This is a genomic window from Acetobacter orientalis, assembly GCF_000963965.1.
Lineage (GTDB): Bacteria > Pseudomonadota > Alphaproteobacteria > Acetobacterales > Acetobacteraceae > Acetobacter > Acetobacter orientalis.
The window spans coordinates 62,772-85,005 of sequence record NZ_BAMX01000014.1; the positions used below are offsets into that span (position 1 = coordinate 62,772).

The 22,234-nt window shown below is 56.2% G+C and carries 16 protein-coding genes; all 16 read right to left on the minus strand.

What is annotated here, in order from left to right:
• Positions 1-124: 124 nt before the first annotated feature.
• The 16 genes from Abor_RS06025 to mraY all read right to left on the minus strand — a co-directional run bounded on the left by Abor_RS06025 (position 125) and on the right by mraY (position 22,233).
• Positions 125-958, minus strand: a complete 834-nt coding sequence (locus Abor_RS06025; protein ID WP_048840941.1) for a pyruvate, water dikinase regulatory protein — start codon at positions 956-958, stop codon at positions 125-127.
• A 49-nt stretch (positions 959-1,007) separates the two neighbouring features.
• On the minus strand, positions 1,008-3,683 hold the full coding sequence (ppdK, locus tag Abor_RS06030) for a pyruvate, phosphate dikinase (RefSeq protein WP_048840942.1): 2,676 nt from the start codon (positions 3,681-3,683) through the stop codon (positions 1,008-1,010).
• A 192-nt stretch (positions 3,684-3,875) separates the two neighbouring features.
• Positions 3,876-5,984 (minus strand): NAD-dependent DNA ligase LigA, encoded by a 2,109-nt coding sequence (gene ligA, locus Abor_RS06035; protein WP_048840943.1) that lies wholly within the window; start codon positions 5,982-5,984, stop codon positions 3,876-3,878.
• On the minus strand, positions 5,977-7,713 hold the full coding sequence (recN, locus tag Abor_RS06040) for a DNA repair protein RecN (protein ID WP_048841101.1): 1,737 nt from the start codon (positions 7,711-7,713) through the stop codon (positions 5,977-5,979). The genes ligA and recN overlap by 8 nt, the downstream gene beginning before the upstream one ends.
• Positions 7,714-7,899: 186 nt before the next feature.
• A complete protein-coding gene (gene bamD / locus Abor_RS06045) occupies positions 7,900-8,907 on the minus strand; it encodes an outer membrane protein assembly factor BamD (protein WP_048841102.1) in 1,008 nt (335 codons plus the stop codon).
• Between the two features lie 91 nt (positions 8,908-8,998).
• Positions 8,999-9,982: a UDP-3-O-acyl-N-acetylglucosamine deacetylase gene (lpxC, locus tag Abor_RS06050; protein WP_048840944.1), complete on the minus strand. Its 984-nt coding sequence runs from the start codon at positions 9,980-9,982 to the stop codon at positions 8,999-9,001.
• Between the two features lie 155 nt (positions 9,983-10,137).
• Positions 10,138-11,649: a cell division protein FtsZ gene (gene ftsZ, locus Abor_RS06055; RefSeq protein WP_048840945.1), complete on the minus strand. Its 1,512-nt coding sequence runs from the start codon at positions 11,647-11,649 to the stop codon at positions 10,138-10,140.
• Positions 11,650-11,738: 89 nt separating this feature from the next.
• Positions 11,739-13,169: a cell division protein FtsA gene (ftsA, locus tag Abor_RS06060; RefSeq protein ID WP_048840946.1), complete on the minus strand. Its 1,431-nt coding sequence runs from the start codon at positions 13,167-13,169 to the stop codon at positions 11,739-11,741.
• Positions 13,169-14,104 (minus strand): cell division protein FtsQ/DivIB, encoded by a 936-nt coding sequence (locus Abor_RS06065; RefSeq protein ID WP_048840947.1) that lies wholly within the window; start codon positions 14,102-14,104, stop codon positions 13,169-13,171. Before Abor_RS06065 ends, ftsA begins: the two co-directional genes overlap by 1 nt.
• A complete protein-coding gene (locus Abor_RS06070) occupies positions 14,101-15,045 on the minus strand; it encodes a D-alanine--D-alanine ligase (protein ID WP_048840948.1) in 945 nt (314 codons plus the stop codon). Before Abor_RS06070 ends, Abor_RS06065 begins: the two co-directional genes overlap by 4 nt.
• Positions 15,042-15,980, minus strand: coding sequence for a UDP-N-acetylmuramate dehydrogenase (gene murB / locus Abor_RS06075; RefSeq protein ID WP_048840949.1), 939 nt, complete (start codon positions 15,978-15,980; stop codon positions 15,042-15,044). Before murB ends, Abor_RS06070 begins: the two co-directional genes overlap by 4 nt.
• Positions 15,977-17,410 carry a UDP-N-acetylmuramate--L-alanine ligase gene (gene murC / locus Abor_RS06080; protein ID WP_048840950.1) on the minus strand — a complete coding sequence of 478 codons (1,434 nt, stop codon included), beginning with the start codon at positions 17,408-17,410 and terminating at the stop codon, positions 15,977-15,979. Before murC ends, murB begins: the two co-directional genes overlap by 4 nt.
• Positions 17,407-18,549 (minus strand): undecaprenyldiphospho-muramoylpentapeptide beta-N-acetylglucosaminyltransferase, encoded by a 1,143-nt coding sequence (gene murG / locus Abor_RS06085; RefSeq protein ID WP_048840951.1) that lies wholly within the window; start codon positions 18,547-18,549, stop codon positions 17,407-17,409. Before murG ends, murC begins: the two co-directional genes overlap by 4 nt.
• Positions 18,546-19,712 (minus strand): FtsW/RodA/SpoVE family cell cycle protein, encoded by a 1,167-nt coding sequence (locus tag Abor_RS06090; RefSeq protein ID WP_048840952.1) that lies wholly within the window; start codon positions 19,710-19,712, stop codon positions 18,546-18,548. The genes murG and Abor_RS06090 overlap by 4 nt, the downstream gene beginning before the upstream one ends.
• Positions 19,712-21,139 carry a UDP-N-acetylmuramoyl-L-alanine--D-glutamate ligase gene (gene murD / locus Abor_RS06095; RefSeq protein ID WP_048840953.1) on the minus strand — a complete coding sequence of 476 codons (1,428 nt, stop codon included), beginning with the start codon at positions 21,137-21,139 and terminating at the stop codon, positions 19,712-19,714. The genes Abor_RS06090 and murD overlap by 1 nt, the downstream gene beginning before the upstream one ends.
• Positions 21,136-22,233, minus strand: a complete 1,098-nt coding sequence (gene mraY / locus Abor_RS06100; protein WP_048840954.1) for a phospho-N-acetylmuramoyl-pentapeptide-transferase — start codon at positions 22,231-22,233, stop codon at positions 21,136-21,138. Before mraY ends, murD begins: the two co-directional genes overlap by 4 nt.
• Between the last annotated feature and the right edge of the window lies 1 nt (position 22,234).

Below are 22,234 nucleotides of genomic sequence, written 5' to 3' on the forward strand. Positions count from 1 at the left end.
ATTTGTTTGCACGTAGGGGTGGTTTGGTAGCTGGATTTATAAAAAAACCTCCCGTTTTACAGGGAGGTTTTTTATTTTGTACTCGTGTTAAGAGCGCAAACATACTGCTGGGGTATGCTTGGCGTTAGCTTTGTGGATTATTGATAAGGTCTAGAATAGACGCCGAAGTTTCTTCAATAGAGCGCCGCGTTACGTCAATAATAGGCCAGTTATGGTGGCGGCATAGGCGGCGTGCCCAGCGGAGTTCTTCTTGCACTTTTTCAAGGTCTACATAGGCATAATCGCTTGTGTGTTCAGCATGTTTACCCATAGGCAACATTTGAGACAAGCGCGTGCGCCGAATTTCTATAAGCGTTTCGGGGTCTATGGTCAGGCCAATAACGGGGCGCTGTAGGTTAAATAGGGCCTTGGGTGGCTCAATACCCATAACCAAAGGTACGTTTGCGGCCCTGATGCCTCTGTTAGCCAAATAAAAGCAGGTTGGCGTTTTAGAAACACGAGATACACCAACCAGCACCACATCAGCTTCGTTCAGGCCGTTTGTTTCTTGGCCATCGTCATGGGCCAGCACGTAATGCATGGCCTCAATACGCTGGTAGTAGTTTTCGTCCATAATATATTGGCCACCGGGGTGGCGGGTGGCTTCTTCACCCGTTTCTTCGGACAAAAAGTTCATGGCGTTGTGCAGTACGTCTAGCAGGCGTACCTGTAGGCTGGCGCACCCGGCTTCCATATCGGCTTGCAGCGCAGGGTCTGTTAGAGACGACATGACAGGCCCACGGTCTAGGGCAATATGGCGTAGCACCCGGCGTAATTGCAGCCGAGAGCGAATAAGGTTCCAGTGCCGCAGCCTAACTTCCGTGCCGGGAAATTGGGCAATGCAGGCACGGGCTACGGAATCCAGTGTCTGGCCTGTGGCTTCAGAGACGAGATGTAGGGTTAGTGTTTTCTGGTTCATGATTGTCTATTTTTGAAAAAGGCCGCCCGGTAAGGGGCGGCCTTTTTGCTTAGGCTTTTACCGCTTTGTTTTTGCGGGCAGCGAGTGCCGCTTGCGCACTGGCCAACCGCGCAACAGGCACGCGGAAGGGAGAGCAAGACACGTAATCAAGCCCAACCTCTTCAAAGAAAGAGATAGAGAGCGGGTCGCCCCCGTGCTCACCACAGACACCCAGTTTAAGGTCTGGTTTGGTAGCGCGGCCTTTTTCAACGCCCATACGTACCAGAGCGCCTACGCCCTCACGGTCGATGGAGATGAAGGGGTCTTGTGGCAGAAGTCCTTTTTCAACGTAATCTGGCAGGAAGGAGCCAGCATCATCGCGAGAAAGGCCAAGGGCTGTTTGGGTTAGGTCGTTGGTACCGAAAGAGAAGAAGTCTGCACTTTCAGCAATTTTGTCTGCTGTAATGGCAGCGCGTGGCAGCTCAATCATGGTGCCAATGTGGTAAGACAGCTCAGCGCCCTGTTCTTTCAGAACACTGGCAATAACGTCTTCACAGGCTTTGCGCACCCGATCCAGCTCAGCTTTTGTGCCAACCAGCGGGATCATAATTTCAGGAATAACGCTTTTGCCGGTTTCTTTAGAAACGGCCAGTGCTGCTTCTGCAATGGCGCGTACCTGCATAGCGTAAATTTCTGGGTGGCTAATGCCAAGGCGGCAACCACGGTGGCCCAGCATGGGGTTGGCTTCAGACAAAGCTGAGCGGCGCGCACGCAGGGTTTCAACGGGCTGGCCAAGAGCTGCGGCGACTTCTTTCAGTTCTGCTTCACCATGCGGCAGGAACTCGTGCAGTGGTGGGTCAAGCAGGCGAATGGTAACAGGCAGCCCAGCCATAATACGGAAGAGGGCTGAGAAGTCATCGCGCTGGAAGGGCAGCAGCGCGTCAATAGCACGGGCACGTGCGGCGGGTTCTTCTGCCATAATCATTTGGCGCACATGGCCAATACGGTCTGGGCCAAAGAACATGTGCTCGGTACGGCATAGGCCAATGCCTTCAGCGCCAAAGCGGCGGGCCGTTTCAGCATCTTCTGGCGTTTCTGCGTTGGCGCGTACGCCAAGGCGGCGTACGCTGTCTGCCCAGCCCATAAGGGTTGAGAAGTCGCCCGACAAAGACGGCGGAATAGTGGGCACGCGGCCTAGGTAGACAGCGCCGGTACCACCATCAAGCGTAATCCATTCCCCCGCTTTTAGGGTGTGGCCGTTTACGCTTAGGGTTTGGGCTTTATAGTCTACTGCAATGCTGCCTGCGCCTGCTACGCACACACGGCCCATACCACGTGCCACAACGGCTGCGTGAGAGGTCATGCCGCCACGGGTGGTCAGCACGCCACGGGCTGCGTGCATACCGTGCACATCTTCCGGTGATGTTTCGATGCGTACCAGAATAACATCTTCACCCTTGGCGGCGCGGTCTTCTACATCTTCAGCAGAAAACGCGATAACACCTGTTGCCGCACCGGGTGAGGCAGGCAGGCCACGGGCAAGCTGTGTGCGCTCAGCTTTGGGGTCAAGCACAGGGTGCAGCAACTGGTCGAGAGAGGACGGGGGCACGCGGGTAATAGCTTCTTCCTGCGTGATAAGGCCTTCGCGGGCCATATCAATGGCAATGCGCAGGGCCGCTGCCGCAGTGCGCTTACCGCTACGGGTTTGCAGCATGTAGAGCTTGTTGCTCTGCACTGTAAACTCGATGTCCTGCATGTCTTTGTAGTGGCGTTCCAGCAGTTCACGCACGCGCATCAGCTCTTGGTAAGCGGCTGGCAGGGTTTTTTCCATCGGGTTTTGGTCTGGTGTGGCGCGCCCGGCAGACATAGGCTGCGGGGTACGAATACCGGCCACAACGTCTTCACCCTGTGCGTTGATCAGGTACTCACCATAGAAAATGTTTTCGCCGGTGGAGGGGTCGCGGGTAAAGCACACGCCGGTTGCACAGTCTTGGCCCATATTGCCAAACACCATGGACTGCACGTTAACAGCCGTACCCCAGCTTGCGGGAATATCGTGCAGTTTACGGTAGGTGTTAGCGCGCGGGTTCATCCAAGAACCAAACACGGCCCCAATGGCACCCCAGAGCTGGTCTTTGGGGTTTTCGGGGAAAGGTTTGCCCGTTTCGTGCTGGACAGTGCTTTTGTAGTCTTTGACCACAAGCTGCCAGTCTTCTGCGCTCAGGGCGGTGTCGTCTTCTTTGCCCAGTTCACGCTTGGCGTGCTCAAGAATATCTTCAAAGCGGTGGTGGGGTACACCCAGCACCACAGAGCCGTACATTTGAATGAAACGGCGGTAGCTGTCCCAAGCGAAACGCCCATCACCGGAGGAGCGTACAAGGCCCTCAACGGTTTCGTCGTTCAGGCCGAGGTTAAGCACGGTGTCCATCATGCCCGGCATAGAAACGCGGGCGCCAGAGCGCACAGAGACCAGAAGCGGGGCGTTGGCGTCGCCAAAGCGCAGGCCCATGGTGGCTTCAATCTGGCCCATAGCGGCGTCTAGCTGCTCGGACAGGTCTTGGGGGTAAGCCCGGCCATTTTCGTAAAAGGCGGAACAGACTTCCGTGGTGATAGTAAACCCGGGGGGCACAGGCAGGCCAATGTTAGCCATTTCTGCAAGGTTAGCGCCTTTGCCACCGAGGAGATTGCGCATTCCGGCGTTGCCTTCGTTATGGCCTGCGCCGAAACTGTAGATCCACTTGGTCATGTTGCCGTTCACTTCATTAATGCGAACGCAGTACCGGGATTATACTCCGCACGAGGGGGCGGGAAGCTACGGAGTAATGGGCCGATCTGCGAACGGATTTTTATTTTTATTTTGAGACGACGAAATCCACCCCTTCGAGGTGAAGGAGAATGACGCGTTTTTTAGCGTTCGGCAATCACTCTTTTTTAAACTTTAGCTATTCGCTGTGGGTAAATCTCCGCCGTTGGCACAAAAGCTGACCCAGCCTGCCTCATCGAGTGTGGCAATGCCTAACTCCTGCGCTTTTTTGGCTTTAGACCCCGCTTTTTCACCCAAGATAACAAGGTCTGTTTTTTTAGAAACCGAGTCTGAAACCTTGGCCCCCATACGCTCGGCCATGGCGCGGGCTTCGGGGCGGGTTAGGGTGGTGAGTGTACCGGTAAAAACAAGGGTTTTACCGGCCAGTGGGCCACCTGCTGTTTGCTCTTCTGGTTGAATATCAAGGTATTGGTGCAGGTCGGCCAATGTTGCGCGGTTGTGGTCTTCTTGCATGAACGCCACAAGGTCTTCTGCAATAACGCTGCCAATGCCGGTAATAGAGCCAAGCTCTAAACGCTCATCAGAGCCAATAAGGGCGGCTTTGCGGAGTTGGGCTACCCAGTTGTCGTATGTGCCATAGTGGCGGGCCAGCAGGCGGGCGTTACTTTCACCAATACGGCGGATACCAAGGGCAAAAATAAAGCGTGACAGGCTAACAGTGCGGCGTGCTTCAATGGCCTGCATAAGGTTGGCAACGGATTGCTCGCCCCAGCCTTCGCGTTTCATAATGGCTGCAGCGTGCTCATGCAGGCGGAAAATATCTGCCGGAGTGCGAATAAGCCCTTCTTCGTAAAATTCACGAATAGAGCGCTCACCCAGCCCTTCAATGTCAAAGGCTGTACGCGACACAAAATGAATAAGCCGCTCTACAATTTGGGCGGGGCAGGTTAGCCCGCCCGTGCAGCGGCGTATGGCTTCACCCTCGGGCCGCACGGCTATGGCCCCACAGGCTGGGCAATGGTCTGGAAACTGGAAAGGTTCGGCGCGTGGGGGGGCGTTCGGGCCGGGCGGGATAACCGCCAGAATTTGCGGTATGACATCGCCTGCACGTTGCACCTGCACCGTGTCTCCGGGGCGCACATCTTTGCGGGCTATTTCATCCTCGTTATGCAAAGTGGCGCGGGCTACCAGCACGCCACCCACATTGACGGGTTCAAGGTGGGCAACGGGGGTAAGCGCACCTGTGCGGCCTACCTGAATTTCAATGCTTTTGAGAGTGGTAATGGCCTGCTCTGCCGGGAACTTCCACGCTACGGCCCAGCGCGGGGCGCGGCCTGCAAAGCCGAGGCGCTCCTGCAAGGTGAGGTCGTTAATTTTATAAACGACCCCATCAATATCGTAACTCAGCCCAGCACGGGCACGGGCCACTTCCTCAAAAAAAGCTTCGGCACCACTGGCGGCTTCAAGCGTGCGGGAGAGAGGGTTAACAGGAAAGCCCCACGCTTTTAACTGCTCAAGGTAAGCACTATGGCTGCTTGGCAGCTTGTCTGAGCAAAACCCAACGGCATAGGCAAAAAGAGAGAGCGGCCTGCGGGCTGTAACCCGTGCATCGAGCTGACGGAGGGAACCTGCTGCGGCATTACGCGGGTTGGCAAAAGGTTTGCGGCCAATGGCTTCTTGCGCGGCATTGAGGGCTAGAAAATGCTCTTTAGAGAGAAAAACCTCACCGCGAATTTCAATCAGTTCAGGGGCTGGGCCGTTCAGGGTTTGGGGTAGGTCTTTAAAAGTGAGCAGGTTAGCGGTTACGTCTTCGCCCTCGGTGCCGTCACCGCGTGTGGTGCCGCGTACAAATTTGCCGTGCTCGTAGGTGAGACTAATGGAAAGCCCATCTATTTTGGGTTCAGCCACAAAGGCAAGTTCTTGGGTTTGGGTGTCAGACAAGCCCAAAAAGCGTACAGCGCGGTTAATGAAGGCTTCAAATTCCGTTTGGTCAAACACGTTGTCCAAAGAAAGCATTGGCACAAGGTGGCGGTGTTTGCCAAAGGCACTATCGGGCGTGGCCCCTACCGCGTGGGCGGGGCTTTCTGCTGGCTCTGCCTCTGGGTACAGGGCAACAAGAGCATCGTAGCGTTTGCGCAGGGCATCATATTCGGCATCGCTTACTTCTGGCGCATCGTGTGTGTAATAGGCGGTATTATAGCGGCCTATAAGGTCTGCCAGCCGGGTTAGTTCGGCTTTGGCTTGGGCTGCGTCAAGGTTCTGCGGTGCGGTGTGTTCAGTCATTCTCACGTCCAAGCAGGCTGGCGGCGGCGGCGCGGGCAGCGTCTGTAATGGTATCTCCGGCCAGCATGCGTGCTATTTCTTCCTGTCGTTCTTCAGCGCTCAGTGGGGCTGCATGCGTTGCTGTATTGCCGTTTCGGACTATTTTGCCAATACGCAGGTGAGCATCTGCACTAGCGGCCACCTGTGGGCTATGTGTAACGGCCAGTACCTGTACCGAGCGGGCAGCTAGCCTGTGCAACCGCTCACCAATGGCGGCGGCAGTGGCCCCGCCAACGCCTGCATCAATTTCGTCAAACACAATGGTGCCAATGGCAGATTGCTCTGCCAAAACCAGTTTAAGAGCCAGCATAAGGCGTGACAGTTCACCCCCAGAGGCTACTTTGGCTAGGGGGCCGGGGGGCTGGCCGGGGTTGGCCGCAATAAGAAAGGTAATATGCTCCATACCTTGAGCGCTCCATTGCTCAGGGGGGAGGGGCGTAATATCTGCAAAAAAGCGTGCGCGCTCTAGTTTAATGGGTTTTAGCTCTTTGGTAACGGCTTGTTCGAGCTTGCGGGCGGCTTTTTCGCGGGCGGCAGAAAGGCGCTGGCCTGCGGTTTCGTACGTCTGTCTGGCCTCTTGTACCGCTTGTTGCAGGCTTTCAAGGTGTGTGGCGCCACTTTCTAGTGCGGCTAATCTGCCCGAAAGCTGTTCTAGCAGGCCGGGCAATTCATCAACCGTAACATCGTGTTTGCGGGCTGCGGCGCGCAGGGTAAACAAACGTTCTTCTGCATCTTCGAGCAAACGCGGGTTTGCCTCTGAGTCATCAGCCAGGCGGGAGAGTAAATTTTCAGCCTCGGCCAGTGCATTTTCTGCACTTTCTAGCGCGCTTAGGGCCTCGTTGGTGCGGTTCTCAAGCGGGTCTAGGGGGGTGTTGCCAGTATTGGCCTGCGCCGATGAGGGCGGGGGGAGCAGGCGTTGCAACGCCCGGCTGGCGGCACGGAGGGCTGCTGCTGGCCCACTGTTTCTGCGGTCTTTGGGGGTAAGCTCAGAGAGTGCGGCCCCTATGGCCTCACCACGCCGTTCTGCTTGTTGCAGGGCGTGGCGCTGCTGGGCCAGTTGTTCTTCCTCCCCATGTTGTGGGGCTAGGGTGCTGAGTTCTTCTACCGTGTGGCGCAGCCAGTCTTCCTCCCGCGCGGCGTCTTGCAAGGCTTTGCGGGCGGCTGAGAGTTCTGCGCTGAGTTTTTGCCATGTGGCATAGGCCCGTGTAACCGTGGTGAGCAGGGCAGAGGGCACGCCGTAGGCATCAAGCAAGCCCCGGTGGGTGCTGGAGTCTGCTAAGCCCATTTGCTCGTGCTGACCCTGAATTTCAACCAAAGTGACGGCTACCCGGCGCATAAGGGTAATGCCAACCGTTTGGTCGTTAATCCATGCGCGGGAGCGGCCTTCTTTAGAGATAATGCGCCGCAACATAAGGGGCTCACCCGGCTCTGTGGGTATACCTTGCTCGTTTAAAAGCGCAAAAGCGGGGTGGGTGAGGGGAACCTCAAAACTGGCGGTTACGCGGGCTTCTTCTGCGCCAGCACGCACTAACCCCGCACTGGCCCGCTCGCCCAAGGCCAAACCAAGGCTGTCTAGCAAAATAGACTTGCCCGCCCCGGTCTCACCCGTAAGGGCGGTAAAGCCTGAATGCAGGGAAAGGTCGAGTGCTTCAATTAACACGACATCCCTGATGGAAAGGTTTGTCAGCATGCTGGCCCCAGCCTGAAAAACTGCCAAAAACAAAGAAATGGCACCACAGTGCTATGGTGCCTGCGTGTACGATTTATAAAAAAATACCAAGAACGGAACAAGAACAAAAAAGCCGTAGAGCACAAAAAGCACTCTACGGCCATAAAAACGCTGTGGGTATTTGGCCAAAAAGATGGCCAGATACCATTAGTGTGCGGTTGCTGCGGGTTGCTGCGGTGCTACCGGCTGGGCCTTAACGGGCTGCACAGGGGCGGCCTTAATGTCCATAGGCTTTGCGGGGGCTTGTGTTAGCGCTGCGGGGGCAGGGCCAATACCCGTAGCGGTAGGGGGTGGCGCCATAGCCGTTTTTTGCTGGCTGGCGTTTACAACCTGACCCGGCATAGGGAACTTGTTGGTAAGCAGCTTGTAGCGTTTAAGGTCGCTATAAGCAAAGCGGTACCATTTGCTGCCGGGGTAGTTAAAGCCCAGCACAATGCCAGATTTACGAGCTTGGTCTGTTAGGCCAAGGTCAAGATAGACTTCAACCATACGCTCAAGCGCTTCTGGCACGTGGTTGGTTGTCTGGAAGTCCTGCACAACACGCTGGTAGCGGTTAATGGCGGCTTCGTAATTGCGCTCACGCTGGTAATAACGGCCAACCAACATTTCCTTACCGGCCAGATGGTCGCGGCAGAGGTCAATTTTAAGCTGGGCATCACGGGCATATTTAGACTGCGGGAAGCGGGTAATAACCTCTTCTAGCGCGTCCATGGCTTCTACGGTGCCTTGCTGGTCACGTTGTACGTCGGCAATTTGTTCATAGAAGCACAGCGCGCGCAGATAATAGGCGTAAGAGGCATCGGCGCTGGTGGGGTGCAGGCCAATAAAGCGGTTAAGCTGTTGTACGGCCTCTGGGTATTTGCCTTTTAGGTAGTAGGCATACCCTTCCATAAGCTGTGCGTTGGCAATGTACCCTGAGTAAGGGTAATTTTGCTGAAGCACTTCAAACTCTGCCGCGGCAAGTGTGTAACGGCGGGTGCGCAAGGCATCTATGCCGTTATTATACATGGTTTCAGCCGAGGCCAGCTTGGGTTTTGGCTCGTCTTTACCGTGGCCAAATAGCCCGCAGCCAGACAGGCCCAAAAGGAGGCCAGCCGACACCAGATGGCGAAGACGGTAGCGGACGGAAAGGTGTGTAATGGCGCTCACGGACATCCCGGCTCTTCTATGTGAAGCTGTTTTATAGCACGCATAGCCGCCAAGAAAAGGGAGAGAAAGGTTCTGCATGCGCTTTCTGCGCCAGACCTTACGCAGCAGGGCGGCTTGTTGCAACTTTTGGCGGCACTAAACGCCATGCAGCGGGGTTGGCAAACAGGCTGCGCAAGAGCTGGTTGTTAAGCCCATGCCCTGAGCAATGGCCGTAAAACCGTGCGCGAATGGGGTTGCCTGCCAGATACAGGTCGCCCACGGCGTCCATCATTTTATGACGAATAAATTCATCTGGGCAGCGTAGGCCCGCTGGGTTGAGAATCTGGTTTCCGTCTACCACAATCGCGTTGTCGAGCGAGCCACCACGGGCTAACCCGGCTTTGTGCAGGGCTTCAATTTCTTGGCGCAGGGTAAAAGTGCGGTTGCGTGCTAATTCTTGACGGAAAGTGGTTGGGGTAACCTCAAGCGCGTAGGCTTGCTTGCCAATGGCGCACTCAGGAAAGTCTATATCAAACGAGAGATGCAGGTTTTTAACCGGGGCTGGGCGTAGCTCTGCATAAGCGCCATTTTGCTCGACCCGCACAGGGCGCAAGACTTCAAGATATTGGCGCGGCGCGTCTTGGGTCTGGCGGCCTGCGCAGTCAATCAGGAAAACAAAGTCTGCGGCTGAGCCGTCGAATACCGGAATTTCTGGGCCATCAACCTGTACCAAAGCATTATCAATGCCGCAGCCTTGCAGTGCTGCCATAAGGTGTTCGATTGTGGCAATGCGGTTGGTGGGGTTTGTGGCCTCACCCAGCACGGTGCTCAGGCGAGTATCAATAATATTGTTGTAACGTGCAGGCAGAGCTGCGGCATTTGGCAGGTCTGTACGCTGAAAGACAATGCCGTGGTGCGCTGGTGCGGGCACTAGGGTGAGCGGTATGCGCGCCCCGGTGTGCAGCCCAACGCCAACGCCTGTTATGGCTTTGCCAAGCGTATGTTGGAAAAAGGCTGGCATTTTAGTGCCAAACAGAGCAGGAACCGGCGCTAACTCCGGAGATGCGGAACGGGGCAAGGGTTCCATTAGCAGACTATCCATGGCTTAGGCGTTGTCCTGCAAAAGTGAAAAACTGTGCCTTGTAACGCTAAAGCCGAAGAAATGTTCTGGCGAGTCAATGATTATTGCCGTCTGTTACATAAATAACGCGCTGCCATAGCGGCAGCGCGTTACAAAAAAGGCCCAATAAACCAGGCTTATCGACGCAGGAAGGTTGGAATTTCCAGCCCGGTATCTTCTGTTTCGGCAGGGCGAATGCTCATGCCGCTTTCAGCCTGTTGCTGCGGGGCGGCCGGGCGGTGCTGCTGCACTGCGGGCTCGTTACGCTCTTCTGCTGTTGGCACCCGGCGGAAAGCCCCTGTAACCCGGCCAAACAAGCTGCGGCTTGCCGGTGGGTTAGGGTCTGGCTGGTAAGGAGAGCGGGGTGTTTCTGTAAACAACCCAGCCCGGGGAGAGGGCGCGGGCCGTGCTGCGGGCTGAGCTTGCGCTGCCGGTGCGGCTTGGCCGGGCATGCTATGTGCAGGCGGTGCTGTATGGCTTGCCTGTGGTTGTGGCTGGTAGGCAGCAGGCTGAGGTGCTGCTGCTGGCCGAGGCTGCGCAGCTTGCTGCTGTGTTGTGTCAACACGGGCAGTATTGGGTGCTGCGGCTTGTGGCTGAGGTGCAGCAGCCGTGGGGGCGGGCTCAGCCACGGTTTCTGGTTCAATGGCTGGCTGGTAGGGGCGGTCTGCGTTGGGGGCGGGAATATCAATGCCGGTCGCCACAACAGAGACGCGAATTTTGCCGTTCATGTTGTCATCAATGATGGAGCCCCAGATCATGTTGGCATCATCAGAGACTTCACGGCGGATACGGTTTGCCGCTTCTTCCATTTCAAACAGGGTAATGTCTTCACCACCGGTTACGTTTACCAGCAGGCCTTGCGCGCCAGACATCGAGGCGTCTTCGAGCAGTGGGTTGGCAATGGCGGCTTCGGCGGCTTCAATGGCGCGGTTTTCGCCTTCGGCTTCGCCTGTACCCATCATGGCTTTACCCATTTCCGCCATAACGCTGCGAATATCGGCAAAGTCGAGGTTAATATAGCCCGGTGCCATCATAAGGTCGGTTACGCCACGCACGCCCATATAGAGCACATGGTCGGCCATTTTGTAGGCTTCGCGCAGGGTTGTACGCTCGCTGGCAACACGGAAGAGATTTTGGTTAGGAATAACAATAAGCGTGTCAACATATTGCTGAAGCTCTTTAATGCCTTCATCTGCAATACGGATACGGCGTTTGCCTTCGTAATCGAAAGGTTTGCTAACCACCCCAACGGTAAGAATACCACGCTCACGCGCCATGCGGGCAATAACGGGTGCTGCCCCTGTACCGGTGCCGCCGCCCATACCTGTGGTGATAAACACCATGTGTGAGCCATCGAGGTAGCGAGCAATTTCGTCTGCTGCTTCTTCTGCCGCGCCACGGCCCACTTCGGGTTTTGCACCTGCGCCCAAACCGTGGGTTAGGTGTGGGCCAAGCTGAATGCGGCGGTCGGCACGGCTTTTGGCCAGACTTTGGGCATCTGTATTGGCAACAACAAACTCAACCCCCTGCAGGTTGGACGCAATCATGTTGTCCACTGCGTTTGTACCGCCACCACCAACACCGATAACTGTGATTCGAGGGGAGAAATCAGCGTGGTTCTGAGGCGGAACAGTCAGGTTGAGGGTCATTCAAATCTCCCGGGGAAACAGCAGCGGGCTAGGCAGGCTTTGTGGCGGTATTCCAAACACGGAATACAATGAAGAGTTGCGTAAGTATATCAAACTTTTTCACGAATAAAAGCGACGAGTTTCTGTAAAAGGCCAGAGGGTGCGGCTTCTCTAAATTCTACATCGCCAAAGGGGCGTTCTGTGCTGGCTGCCCAAGAGAGCAACCCTGCTGCCGTGGCAAAACCAGCCGCGGCTGCGGTTTTTTCTGGCAGGCCAGTAATATGTTTAGGCCGTCCTAGCCGTACAGAGCGTGTAAATGCGGGGCCATGCCGCCCTTTTGCTGCGGGTGAGCCCAAAATACGCTCTGCTAAGGGGCGCATACCATCAAGTAATGACGCACCGCCGGTCAAAACTATGCGACCGCTGGCAGCATTGCCTAAGCCTGCGCCGTCTAGTTTTTCACGCACCAGTTCGAGGGTTTCTTCCATGCGGGGGCGGATAATACGGCCAAGCTGCGCACGAGAGATTTGTTCAAAATGTGGAACATCGTTGCCAAGAAGTTCAACGGTGAGCAAATCTTCTTCAACATCTGAGGAAAGGTCGGCGCTGCCGTAAACAGTTTTAAGGCGCTCTGCATTTTCTAGCGATGTGCTGAGGCCGCGCGCAATGTCGCGCGTAACATGGAGCCCGCCAATGCCAATTTGCGCGGTGTGCAGAATTTGCCCCTCGCCAAATACGGCCAGAGAGGTGGTGCCCCCGCCCATATCAATAACGGTGGTGCCCAGTTCTCGCTCATCAGCATCGAGCACAGACAAGCCCGATGCCATGGGGGAGGAGACAAGGGCTTCCAGCTTGAGTTCGGCGCGGCTGAGCACGGTTTGCAGGTTGAGCAATGCCGTAGAGGCGGCATCAATAATATGCAGGCGGGCTTTTAGGGTATCACACAGGTGGCCGCGGGGGTCTGCTACGTTTTCGGTGTCATCAACCGTAAAGTCTATGGGGAGGGTATGGACAACATCGCGCCCTTCTACCGTGGCTTGCAGGCGGCCTTCTGTTACCACACGGCGAATATCGGCCTCGGTTACCACACGGCCACCAACGGGCCAGCGTACATTAAACAGGCGGCTGGCCGGGTGGCCGCACGACAGGTTAACGACTACGCGGTCTATGGTACGCTCGGCCATCATTTCGGCTTGGCCAACAGTTGCCCGAATGGCGGCCTCTGCTTTGTGCAGGTCTGTAATGGCCCCGTTACGAATACCATCAGACCGCCGCCAGCCACAGCCTACAACCCGCAGCCCGCCGTTAGGTTCACCTTTACCAATAAGGCAGGTAATTTTGGTTGAACCAATATCCAGCACGGCAGAATAGCCATTGCGCCACACCCGGTGGCGCTTGTTGGCTTCGGTCGGGGGCAGAGGCAGAGACGAAATTTCGCCGCCCATATGCAAGCCAGAAGGGGCAGCCCCCCCCGCATTTTTAGTACGAGACCGCCCGTTGAAAGAAAAACCAGAGGAGGAAGAGCGTGAGCGGTCGGTCATTATTGGCGTCCCGGGGTGGGCTGTGGCAGGTGGGGGGCGGTAACAGCAGCGCTGGGCTGTGGCGTTGGGTGCGTGGGGGGGGCACCTTCTGGCGTGGCTTTTACGCTGTTTTCAGGTGGCGGGGGTTCTGGCGGTTTTTGGCGTATGGTCAGCCTGTCTGGTAGGCGCATATCAATAAAAACTACCGGGCGGTCAAGCAGGCTGGTGGTGGTTTGCAGCTTGGCCAATCTATGAATGGCCGCAACTTCTTCCCCCTCGGGCAGTAAAATAGTGGCCCCGTCTCGTAAGGTTAGGTTCCAGCGGCGGTCGCTTACACGTACGGCGGCGGTTACGCGGCTGCGTACTTCAGGCTCTTGCGACATGGCATCGATCAGGGCAGCAGCAGGCTCGTTAGCGCCTTCACCCACGACAAGGGGCAGTTTTGTAAAGGCTTCAGCATCTTTGCCGGTCATGCCTTGGTCTGGCACGCGGTTGCCTTGCCGGTCTATGAGCACAAAATGGCCTTGGTGTTGCCAGACCGCAAAGGGAGGCCGTTCTGTAATATGCACGTCAATTTCGCCAGATAAATGGCGCTCAACGGTCACGTGGTCAATAAATGGAAGGGCGTTTAGGCGGTCTCTGGCATCGGATACGCTAAAATTGAGTACCGGGTCACCCACTGCTACACCAAGGGCATGGTTTATGGCGGTGTCACTGGTTAGTTGTGCGCCATCAACCTTAATGCTGGTAATACGCAAGGGGGCCTTTTTAACAACGCTGCCCCATAATGGCGCAAGGCGTTCTTTGGCGCCGGGTTGTTGCAGGTAAATATAGCCCCCACCCACAATGGCCCCAAGCACAACAAACCCAAACAGCGGGCGCACAAGGCGCTTTTGCCTGCGGGCAAAGAGCTTAAAGCGAGAGGGCCGGTCTGGCGGGGTGGGGCTTGGTCTCATTTGGTTGTAAGGGCCTGTTCAACCAGCCAGCCGCATAGCTCTGGGTAGCTTATGCCGCAATAGGCTGCCTGCTCTGGCAACAGAGAGGTTTTGGTCATGCCCGGTTGGGTATTAACCTCTAGCAGTACAAGACGTGCAGGGCCGGTACCTGTGTCATCCAGCCTGAAGTCTGAGCGAGAGGCCCCGGCACAGCCCAAGGCCTCGTGCGCGGCAACAGCGATGCGCAGGGCATGCTGGGCTATATCAGGGTCTATTTGTGCGGGCAGTACGTGGGCAGAACCCCCTGCGGTATATTTTGCGGCGTAGTCGTAAAAATCGTGCCCGGCACCGGGGGTGGGGGTAATATCTGTTATGGTTAGGGCACGGTCTGCCATAACCCCAACTGTAATTTCGCGCCCCGGTATAAATTCTTCAACCAAGGCTTGTGGGCCGTAATGCCATGCATCAACAATGCTTTGGCGCACGCTGGCAGAACTGGTACGCACAATAGAGACCCCAACAGACGACCCCTCGCTGAGGGGCTTAACCACATAGGGTACGGGCAGGGGGTCTGCTTTGCTCAGCTCTTCAATGGCAATAACCGTGCCTTGTGCTACCGGCAGGCCAGCGGTGAGAAACACAGCGCGGGCTGCGGCTTTGTCCATTGCTGTGGCAGAGGCCCGCACGCCAGAATGGGTGTAGGGTAGGTGCATCCATTCTAAAATGCCTTGAATGCAGCCATCTTCCCCAAAGCGGCCATGTAGGGCGTTAAACACCACATCGGGTTTTTGCTCTTTAAGCTGGGCCACCAAAGCACCAAGGTCTGCCCCGGCATCGAGTGGTGTGGCGTTATGGCCAAAAGCGCGCAGGGCTTCAACAACGTTATTGCCAGAGTCTAGGCTGACTTCACGCTCTGAGGAGATACCGCCCATAAGAACGGTCACGCGTTTGCTGTTGCTCATGGCTGTGCTCCAGCTTTGCCTATGCGTTTAATTTCCCAATGCAGGGTAACGCCAGAATGGTTCAAGACCCGTTTGCGTACCTCTTCACCCAAGGCTTCAAGGTCTGCGGCGGTGGCGTTGCCCGTGTTAATAAGAAAATTGCAGTGTTTTTCGCTTACCTGTGCGCCGCCTAGGGTTAGGCCACGGCAGCCTGCATCATCTATTAACTGCCACGCCTTGCGCTGAGAGTCCTCAGGGCTTGGGTTACGGAAGGTAGACCCACCCGTTCTGGCCCGCACGGGTTGAGACTGCTCGCGCGCAGTACGCACTTCGGCAATACGCGTAGCAACATCTGCCGGGTTGGCGGCTTCTCCGCGCAGGCGGGCGCGTGTAACCAAAGCCCCTTCTGGCAGGCCAGAGCGGCGGTAGCCAAATTTAAGGGCGCTTACGTCAAGCTGCACAATGCTGCCATCGCGGGTGACAATTTCGGCCCAGTCGAGCACGGTTGCGATGTCTGAGCCATAAGCACCGGCATTCATACGTACAGCACCACCAATAGAGCCGGGAATACCCGCCAAAAACTCCAGCCCGCCCAAACCGGCTTGGGCTGCGTGCTCGGCCACGGTGGCATCTAGGCACGCTGCGCCAACAATCAGGCCGTCTTTTTCTACCACAACATCAGAAAAGCCACGGGCTAGGCGTACCACAATGCCGTCTAGCCCGCCGTCTCGTACAATAACGTTAGAGCAGGCCCCCAGCGCCATAACGGGTAGTTCTGGCGAGAGGTTGCGCATAACAGCGGCAAGGTCTTGGGTGTCTGCTGGTTGGAAAAGCCATTCGGCCTCCCCCCCAACCCGAAACCACGTGCGGGGGCCAAGCGGGGCTTGCGGTGTTACGCGGCCCCGTGCGCCTTCAAACGCCTGTGCTGCCAAAGCTGCCATGCTTGGGGCTGTCATGCTGCGTGCCCGCCTTTGCTCTGGGCTTGTAGGGCTGCCAGTTCTTTGGGCAGGCTTTGGGCCCAGTTGGTAATGGTGCCTGCACCAAGGCACACAACGTAGTCTCCCGGTTTGGCAATGGCGTTGACCATTTCTGCCAAATGCTCTGGGCTGGACAGGGGCACCACAGAGCGGTGGCCACGCTCGCGCAGGCCCTCAATGAGCATATCGCGGGTGACGCCTTCAATGGGCTGTTCACCCGCAGCGTAAATATCAGACACAATAACCGTATCGGCATCGTTCATGCAGGTACAGAAGTCTGCAAACAGCATTTGCAGGCGCGAGTAACGGTGGGGCTGCATAACGGCAATAACGTTTTTAGCCCCAGCCTGCCGGGCTGCTTTGAGCACAGCGGCAATTTCAACCGGGTGGTGGCCGTAGTCATCTATTACGGTAATGCCCCCGGCCTCACCCGTGCGGGTAAAGCGGCGTTTAACCCCACGGAAAGAGGCAAGGCCAGAGCGGATTACATCGTCGCTAATGTCCATCTCGGTGGCAACGGCAATGGCGGCAAGCGCATTTTGCACGTTGTGGCTACCCAGCATAGGCAGGCGGAAAGGCCCAGCTTTACGGGTACGGCGGGTAACGCGGTCTGTTAGGGTAACCTCAAACGTGGCCCCCATTTTGTCTGTAATGAGTTTTTCAGCACGGACATCAGCCTGAGGAGAGAAGCCGTAGGTCACAATGCGGTGGTCAGACAAACGAGGGATCATTTGCTGCACGGCGGGGTGGTCTATGCACAGCACGGCAAAGCCATAAAACGGCACGTTAGAGACAAACTGGTCATACGCTGCCTCCATCGCCTCTGCCGAACCCCAGTGGTCTAGATGCTCGGGGTCCATATTGGTTACGACAGAAATAACGGCGGGCAGACGTAAAAAGGAGCCATCGCTTTCATCGGCCTCAGCCACCATCCAGTCGCCTTTACCCATGCGGGTGTTGGTGCCGTAGGCTTCAATAATGCCGCCGTTAATGACGGTGGGGTCAAGCTGGGCGGCTTCTAGTACGGCGGCTACCAAACTTGTGGTGGTGGTTTTGCCGTGTGTGCCCCCAATCGCCACAGACCAACGCAGGCGCATAAGCTCGGCCAGCATTTCTGCACGGCGCACAACCGGAATAAGCTTGCTGCGCGCGGCAACAACCTCTGGGTTGTCGCGGCTGACAGCGGTAGAAATAACCACAACCTGCGCATTGCCCAGATTTTCTGCATCATGCCCAATAAAAATGGGAATACCCGCAGCCCGCAGGCGTTGCACATTGGCGTTTTCCGCAATGTCTGAGCCCTGTACGGAATACCCCAGCATGCACAGCACTTCTGCAATGCCAGACATGCCAATGCCGCCAATGCCCACAAAATGAATGGTACCAATGGACAGGGGCAGGGCTCTCATATTTTGGACTCCGTCTGTAGGGTTCGAGTGGCGGGCAAGGGGGAAAGATGCAAACATTCTTCTACACAATCAGCCAGACGGGTGGCGGCATCGGGCATGGCAAGGCTGGCCGCGGCAGCAGCAGCGCGGGCCAGCTCATCTGGGGTGTTGAACAATTCAGCCAACTGGGTGGCCAAAGCTGTTGGGGTAAAGTCTGGCTGACGCATGATCCAGCCTGCGCCAACCTGCGTTATGGCGCGGGCGTTTGCTGTTTGCTCATCGCTGGCGGCAATAGGCAGCGGCACCAGTATGGAGGGGCGGCCTGCAACGGTTAGCTCTGCCACAGAAGACCCACCGGCCCGACCAATAACAAGGTGTGCTGTGCGTAAAAGCTCTGGCACGTCATTTAAAAAGGGCTCAACCCGTGCGGTAATGCCCAGCTTGGCATAGGCTGTGCGTACCTCTTCAAGGTCTGCTTTGCGGGCTTGCTGGGTTACGTGCAGGCGTTTACGCACTTCTTCCGGCAAGCGGCCTAGGGCTGGGGGCACGACTTGGGCAAAAACCGTAGCCCCCAAAGACCCACCCCATACAAGAAGGGAAAGGGTTTCACCCGGTGGAGTAAAGGGCTCTCCTGCCAAGGCTGCAATGGGGGGGCGTACTGGCATGCCTGTAAATACGGTATGCGCCCCAATAGGCAGCTTGGCGACAGAGGGGTAAGAGGTGGCAATAACATTGGCAAAGCGGGACAGCAGGGCGTTGGCCTTGCCCAGCACGGCGTTGCCTTCATGAATAATAAGAACAGGGCGCTTACTGCCCAAAAGCCTTGCACCAAGCAGGGGCGGCACAGAAGGGTAGCCCCCAAAGCCAATAACGGCATCAGGCTTGATGTCTTTTAAAATGCTGCGGGCTTTTAAGGCGCTGGCCAGCAGCAACAGGCCTGCTTTAATGGCGCGTATAGGCCCACGCCCCGCAACACCAGCACCGCGCAGAACATATTGTGGCCCGTTGGCAAAAATGCCGTCTTTGCGGGTGCCTGCGCGCTCATCGGTCATAAGCACTAGTTTATGGCCACGTGCGGCCAGTGCTTCTGCCAAGGCTTGAGCCGGAAAAAAATGCCCGCCTGTACCGCCAGCGGCTATCACTATGGTGCGTGTGCTCATAGGGCGCGCCTTTGCTTAAAGCTGGTCATAAAGCCTTGTCCTGCGTGTGTGGTACTGCCGGGCTGGTAGCGTGTGAGTGCAAGCACCATGCCAATTGCCAACGCAATAGACATGGCGGAAGAGCCACCATACGAGATGAATGGCAGCGTCATGCCCTTGGTCGGGATAAGATGCAAGGTTGAAGCCATGTTGACAAAAGCCTGAAGCCCAAAACCTGTAACCAGCCCCGTAACAGAAATAACCACAAACGGGTTATCTTCCCGAATAAGGCGCAAGAGTGTGCGCACAACAATAACGCCAAACACGGCAATAATAAGCATGCACACAATCATGCCGTATTCTTCACCGGCTACGGCAAAAACAAAGTCTGCGTGGGCGTCGGGTAGAAGGTCTTTTACGCGGCCCTCACCGGGGCCACGGCCTGTTAGGCCACCATTACCAAAGGCACGCAGGGCGGTGTCAATCTGGTAGTGGTCGCCCACATTTGGGTGCAAAAACCGCTCAACGCGTGAGCGCACATGCGGGAACAAAAAAAAGGCTGCAATACCGCCCCCTATAAGGGTGGCAATGCCAAGCCCGACTAAAATAAGGCTTAGGCCATCAACAAAAAGCTGGGCCAGAAACACGCACGAAATAACCGTGAGCATGCCAATATCTGGCTGAGATTTGAGCAGCATAAGAATAACGCCAAACAGCGTAAACGCTACCAGCATGCCCGGAAAATAGCGTGATTGCCTACGTTGGGTGAGCAGCCAACCAGTCACCACAGCAAAGCAGGGTTTAAGAAACTCGGAGGGCTGGAGCGACATAAGTGGCAGGGCTATCCAGCGCCGTGCGCCCTTAATTTCAATGCCGTGTACAAGCGTTAGGGCGGTAGCGCCCAACATAAGAAAGCCGCCAATTTGGGCTAAGCGCAATACAGCTTGGCGCGAAAGGGTAGAGACAGCCGTTACAATAATGCCCGCAAGGGTTAAGAACATAACCTGCTTGAAAATGAACATATTGCGCGAGGCACCAATACGCACTGCAACCGCAGGGCTTGCCGCCAGCATAAGAATATAGCCAAACCCGATAAGGATGAACGCGCAAATAAGGGTGGTGCGGTCTACATTGCGCCACCACCGCCCTAACGGTGAATCATCACTGCGGGAATACCCTGGCATTACCCAATCTTTCCTGTTTGTGTGCCGTTTTGTGGCGCTAAGGCATGGGCCAGCTCTGCAAAGCGCAGGCCGCGTGCCTCAAAACCAGAAAACTGGTCAAAGCTGGCGCAGGCGGGTGAGAGCAAAACAACCCGTGCACCACTTTGCTGTGCCTGCGCAAAGGCAGCGGGTACGGCGCGTTCTAGCGTATCCACAATGCTGTAAGGGGCATTATGGGCTGCAAGGGTTTGGGCGAGTTGGGCTGCGTCACGCCCAATAAGCACCGTGTGGGCTATGCGGGTAAAATAGGGCACCAGAGAGGCAATGCCGCCTTCTTTAGCCATGCCGCCTGCAATCCAGACCAGTTTGTCGTAGCAACCCAAGGCGCGGGCTGCGGCATCTGCATTGGTGGCTTTGCTGTCATCAACAAAAATAATACCGTTTTGCTCTGCCACTATTTTTTGGCGGTGCGGCAAACCGGGGAAAGAGCTTAACCCGGCCTGTATGGCTTGGGTTGGCACACCTAAAAAGTCTGCCATGGCAAAGGCAGCGGCGGCATTTTCGGCATTATGGCTACCGGGGAGCGCTGGCCCGATAGTGGCCAGTTTTTGCCCGTTTTGCCATAGAGCCCCCTCTTGCCCGTATAGTTCTGCTGCGGGGGTGGTTTGTGCTCCGGCAATGGTCAGGCAGGGTGTGGGTAAGGTGCGCAGTGTGGTGGCAATGGCGCGGCAGTAGTCGTCTTCAATGCCAATAACGGCAAGGTCGTGCTCGGTTTGGCCGGTAAACACGCGCATTTTGGCTTTGGCATACCCTGCCATGCCTGCGTGGCGGTCTAGGTGGTCTGGGGTTAGGTTAAGCAGGCAGGCGGTATCAAAGTGCAGTGTATCGAGCCGCTCTAACATGTAGGACGACATTTCTAGCACATAAACACCGTTATCTGGCAGCAGTGGCAGGGCAAGAGCGGCAGGGCCAAGGTTGCCACCAGCCGCAACAGGCACGCCTGCTTGCGCTAAAATATGGGCCAGCAAAGTTGTGGTGGTGCTTTTACCGTTGGTGCCGGTAATGCCTGCAAAACGTGCTTTGCTACCCGCTTTGCGTACAGCCTGAAACAACAGCTCGGCATCTGATAAAATAGGGATACCGGCTTGTTGTGCCAAAAGCGCTACGGGGTGGGGTTTGGGCAGAATATGCGCAATGCCGGGTGAAAGCACGAGTGCACTAAAGCCTGCCACTGTTTCAAGCGGGGCGCAGCTTATGTTGTGCTGCGCATGTGCGGGTAGGGTTGCAACCTGTTGGGCTAGGCTTGCGCGTGCGGCCTCTCCGTCGTCCCACGCTTGTACGTGTGCGCCCATGCTGGCCAGTGCCAGTACGGCAGGCACGCCGTTACGGCCAAGGCCAAGCACAGCGTAGCGGTGGCCTGCAAACAAGGTGGTAGGGAAAGTGCTCATCTTAGTTTCAGTGTGGCGAGGCCACACAGCCCGAGAATGACAGAAATAATCCAGAACCGGATAACGATTTTAGGTTCTGCCCAGCCCTTTTTTTCAAAATGGTGGTGAATGGGGGCCATAAGAAACACCCGCCGCCCAGTGCGTTTGTACCAGAATACCTGAATAATGACCGAAAGGGTTTCAGCTACAAACAAGCCGCCCACAATGCACAGCACCAACTCGTGTTTAATGGCAACGGCAAGCGCACCCAATGCACCGCCCAGAGAGAGCGAGCCTGTGTCCCCCATAAACACAGACGCCGGGGGGGCGTTAAACCACAAAAAGCCTAGGCCTGCGCCTACTAAGGCAGCACAGAATACAGCGAGCTCTCCGGTGCCGGGTACGGCATGCACTTGCAGGTAATCTGCAAAGACATGGTTGCCTACAATGTAGGAGAGAATACCAAACACCATGGCGGCAATAACCACTGGCACAATGGCCAAACCGTCTAGTCCGTCTGTAAAATTAACGGCGTTGCCAAAGCCGGTAATGGTTATCATGGCAAAAATGGGAAAAGCATAACCAAGGGGCAGCAGCAGGTCTTTCACAAAAGGAAAAGCCACTTGGTTGGCAATATCGGGCGGGGTGAGGTATTGCAGCCACCAGCCACACAGCAGCGATGTTGCAAATTCGCACCCTAAACGCGTACGTTTGGACACACCATCTGTATTGCGGCGGGAGAGTTTTAGGTAGTCATCTGCAAAGCCAATAGCCCCGAACGATAGGGTGGTGAGCAGTACAGCCCACACAAAGCCGTTTTGCAAATCTCCCCACAGCAACACCGACACCAGCAGCGAGACAAGAATAAGCACGCCGCCCATAGTAGGGGTGCCTGTTTTTTCCAGAATATGCCGTTCTGGGCCTAACGCACGGATAGGCTGCCCACCACGCTGTATGCGGCGCAGGGTGGCAATAAGCGGTTTGCCCAAAAATAGCGCAATAACAAGGGCAGTTAGGCACGCACAACCAGCCCTAAACGTGATGTAGCGCAGCAGGTTAAACAGGGCCACGTGCCCATCATCTTGCAGGCCAAAGGTAGAGAGAAGGTATAGCATG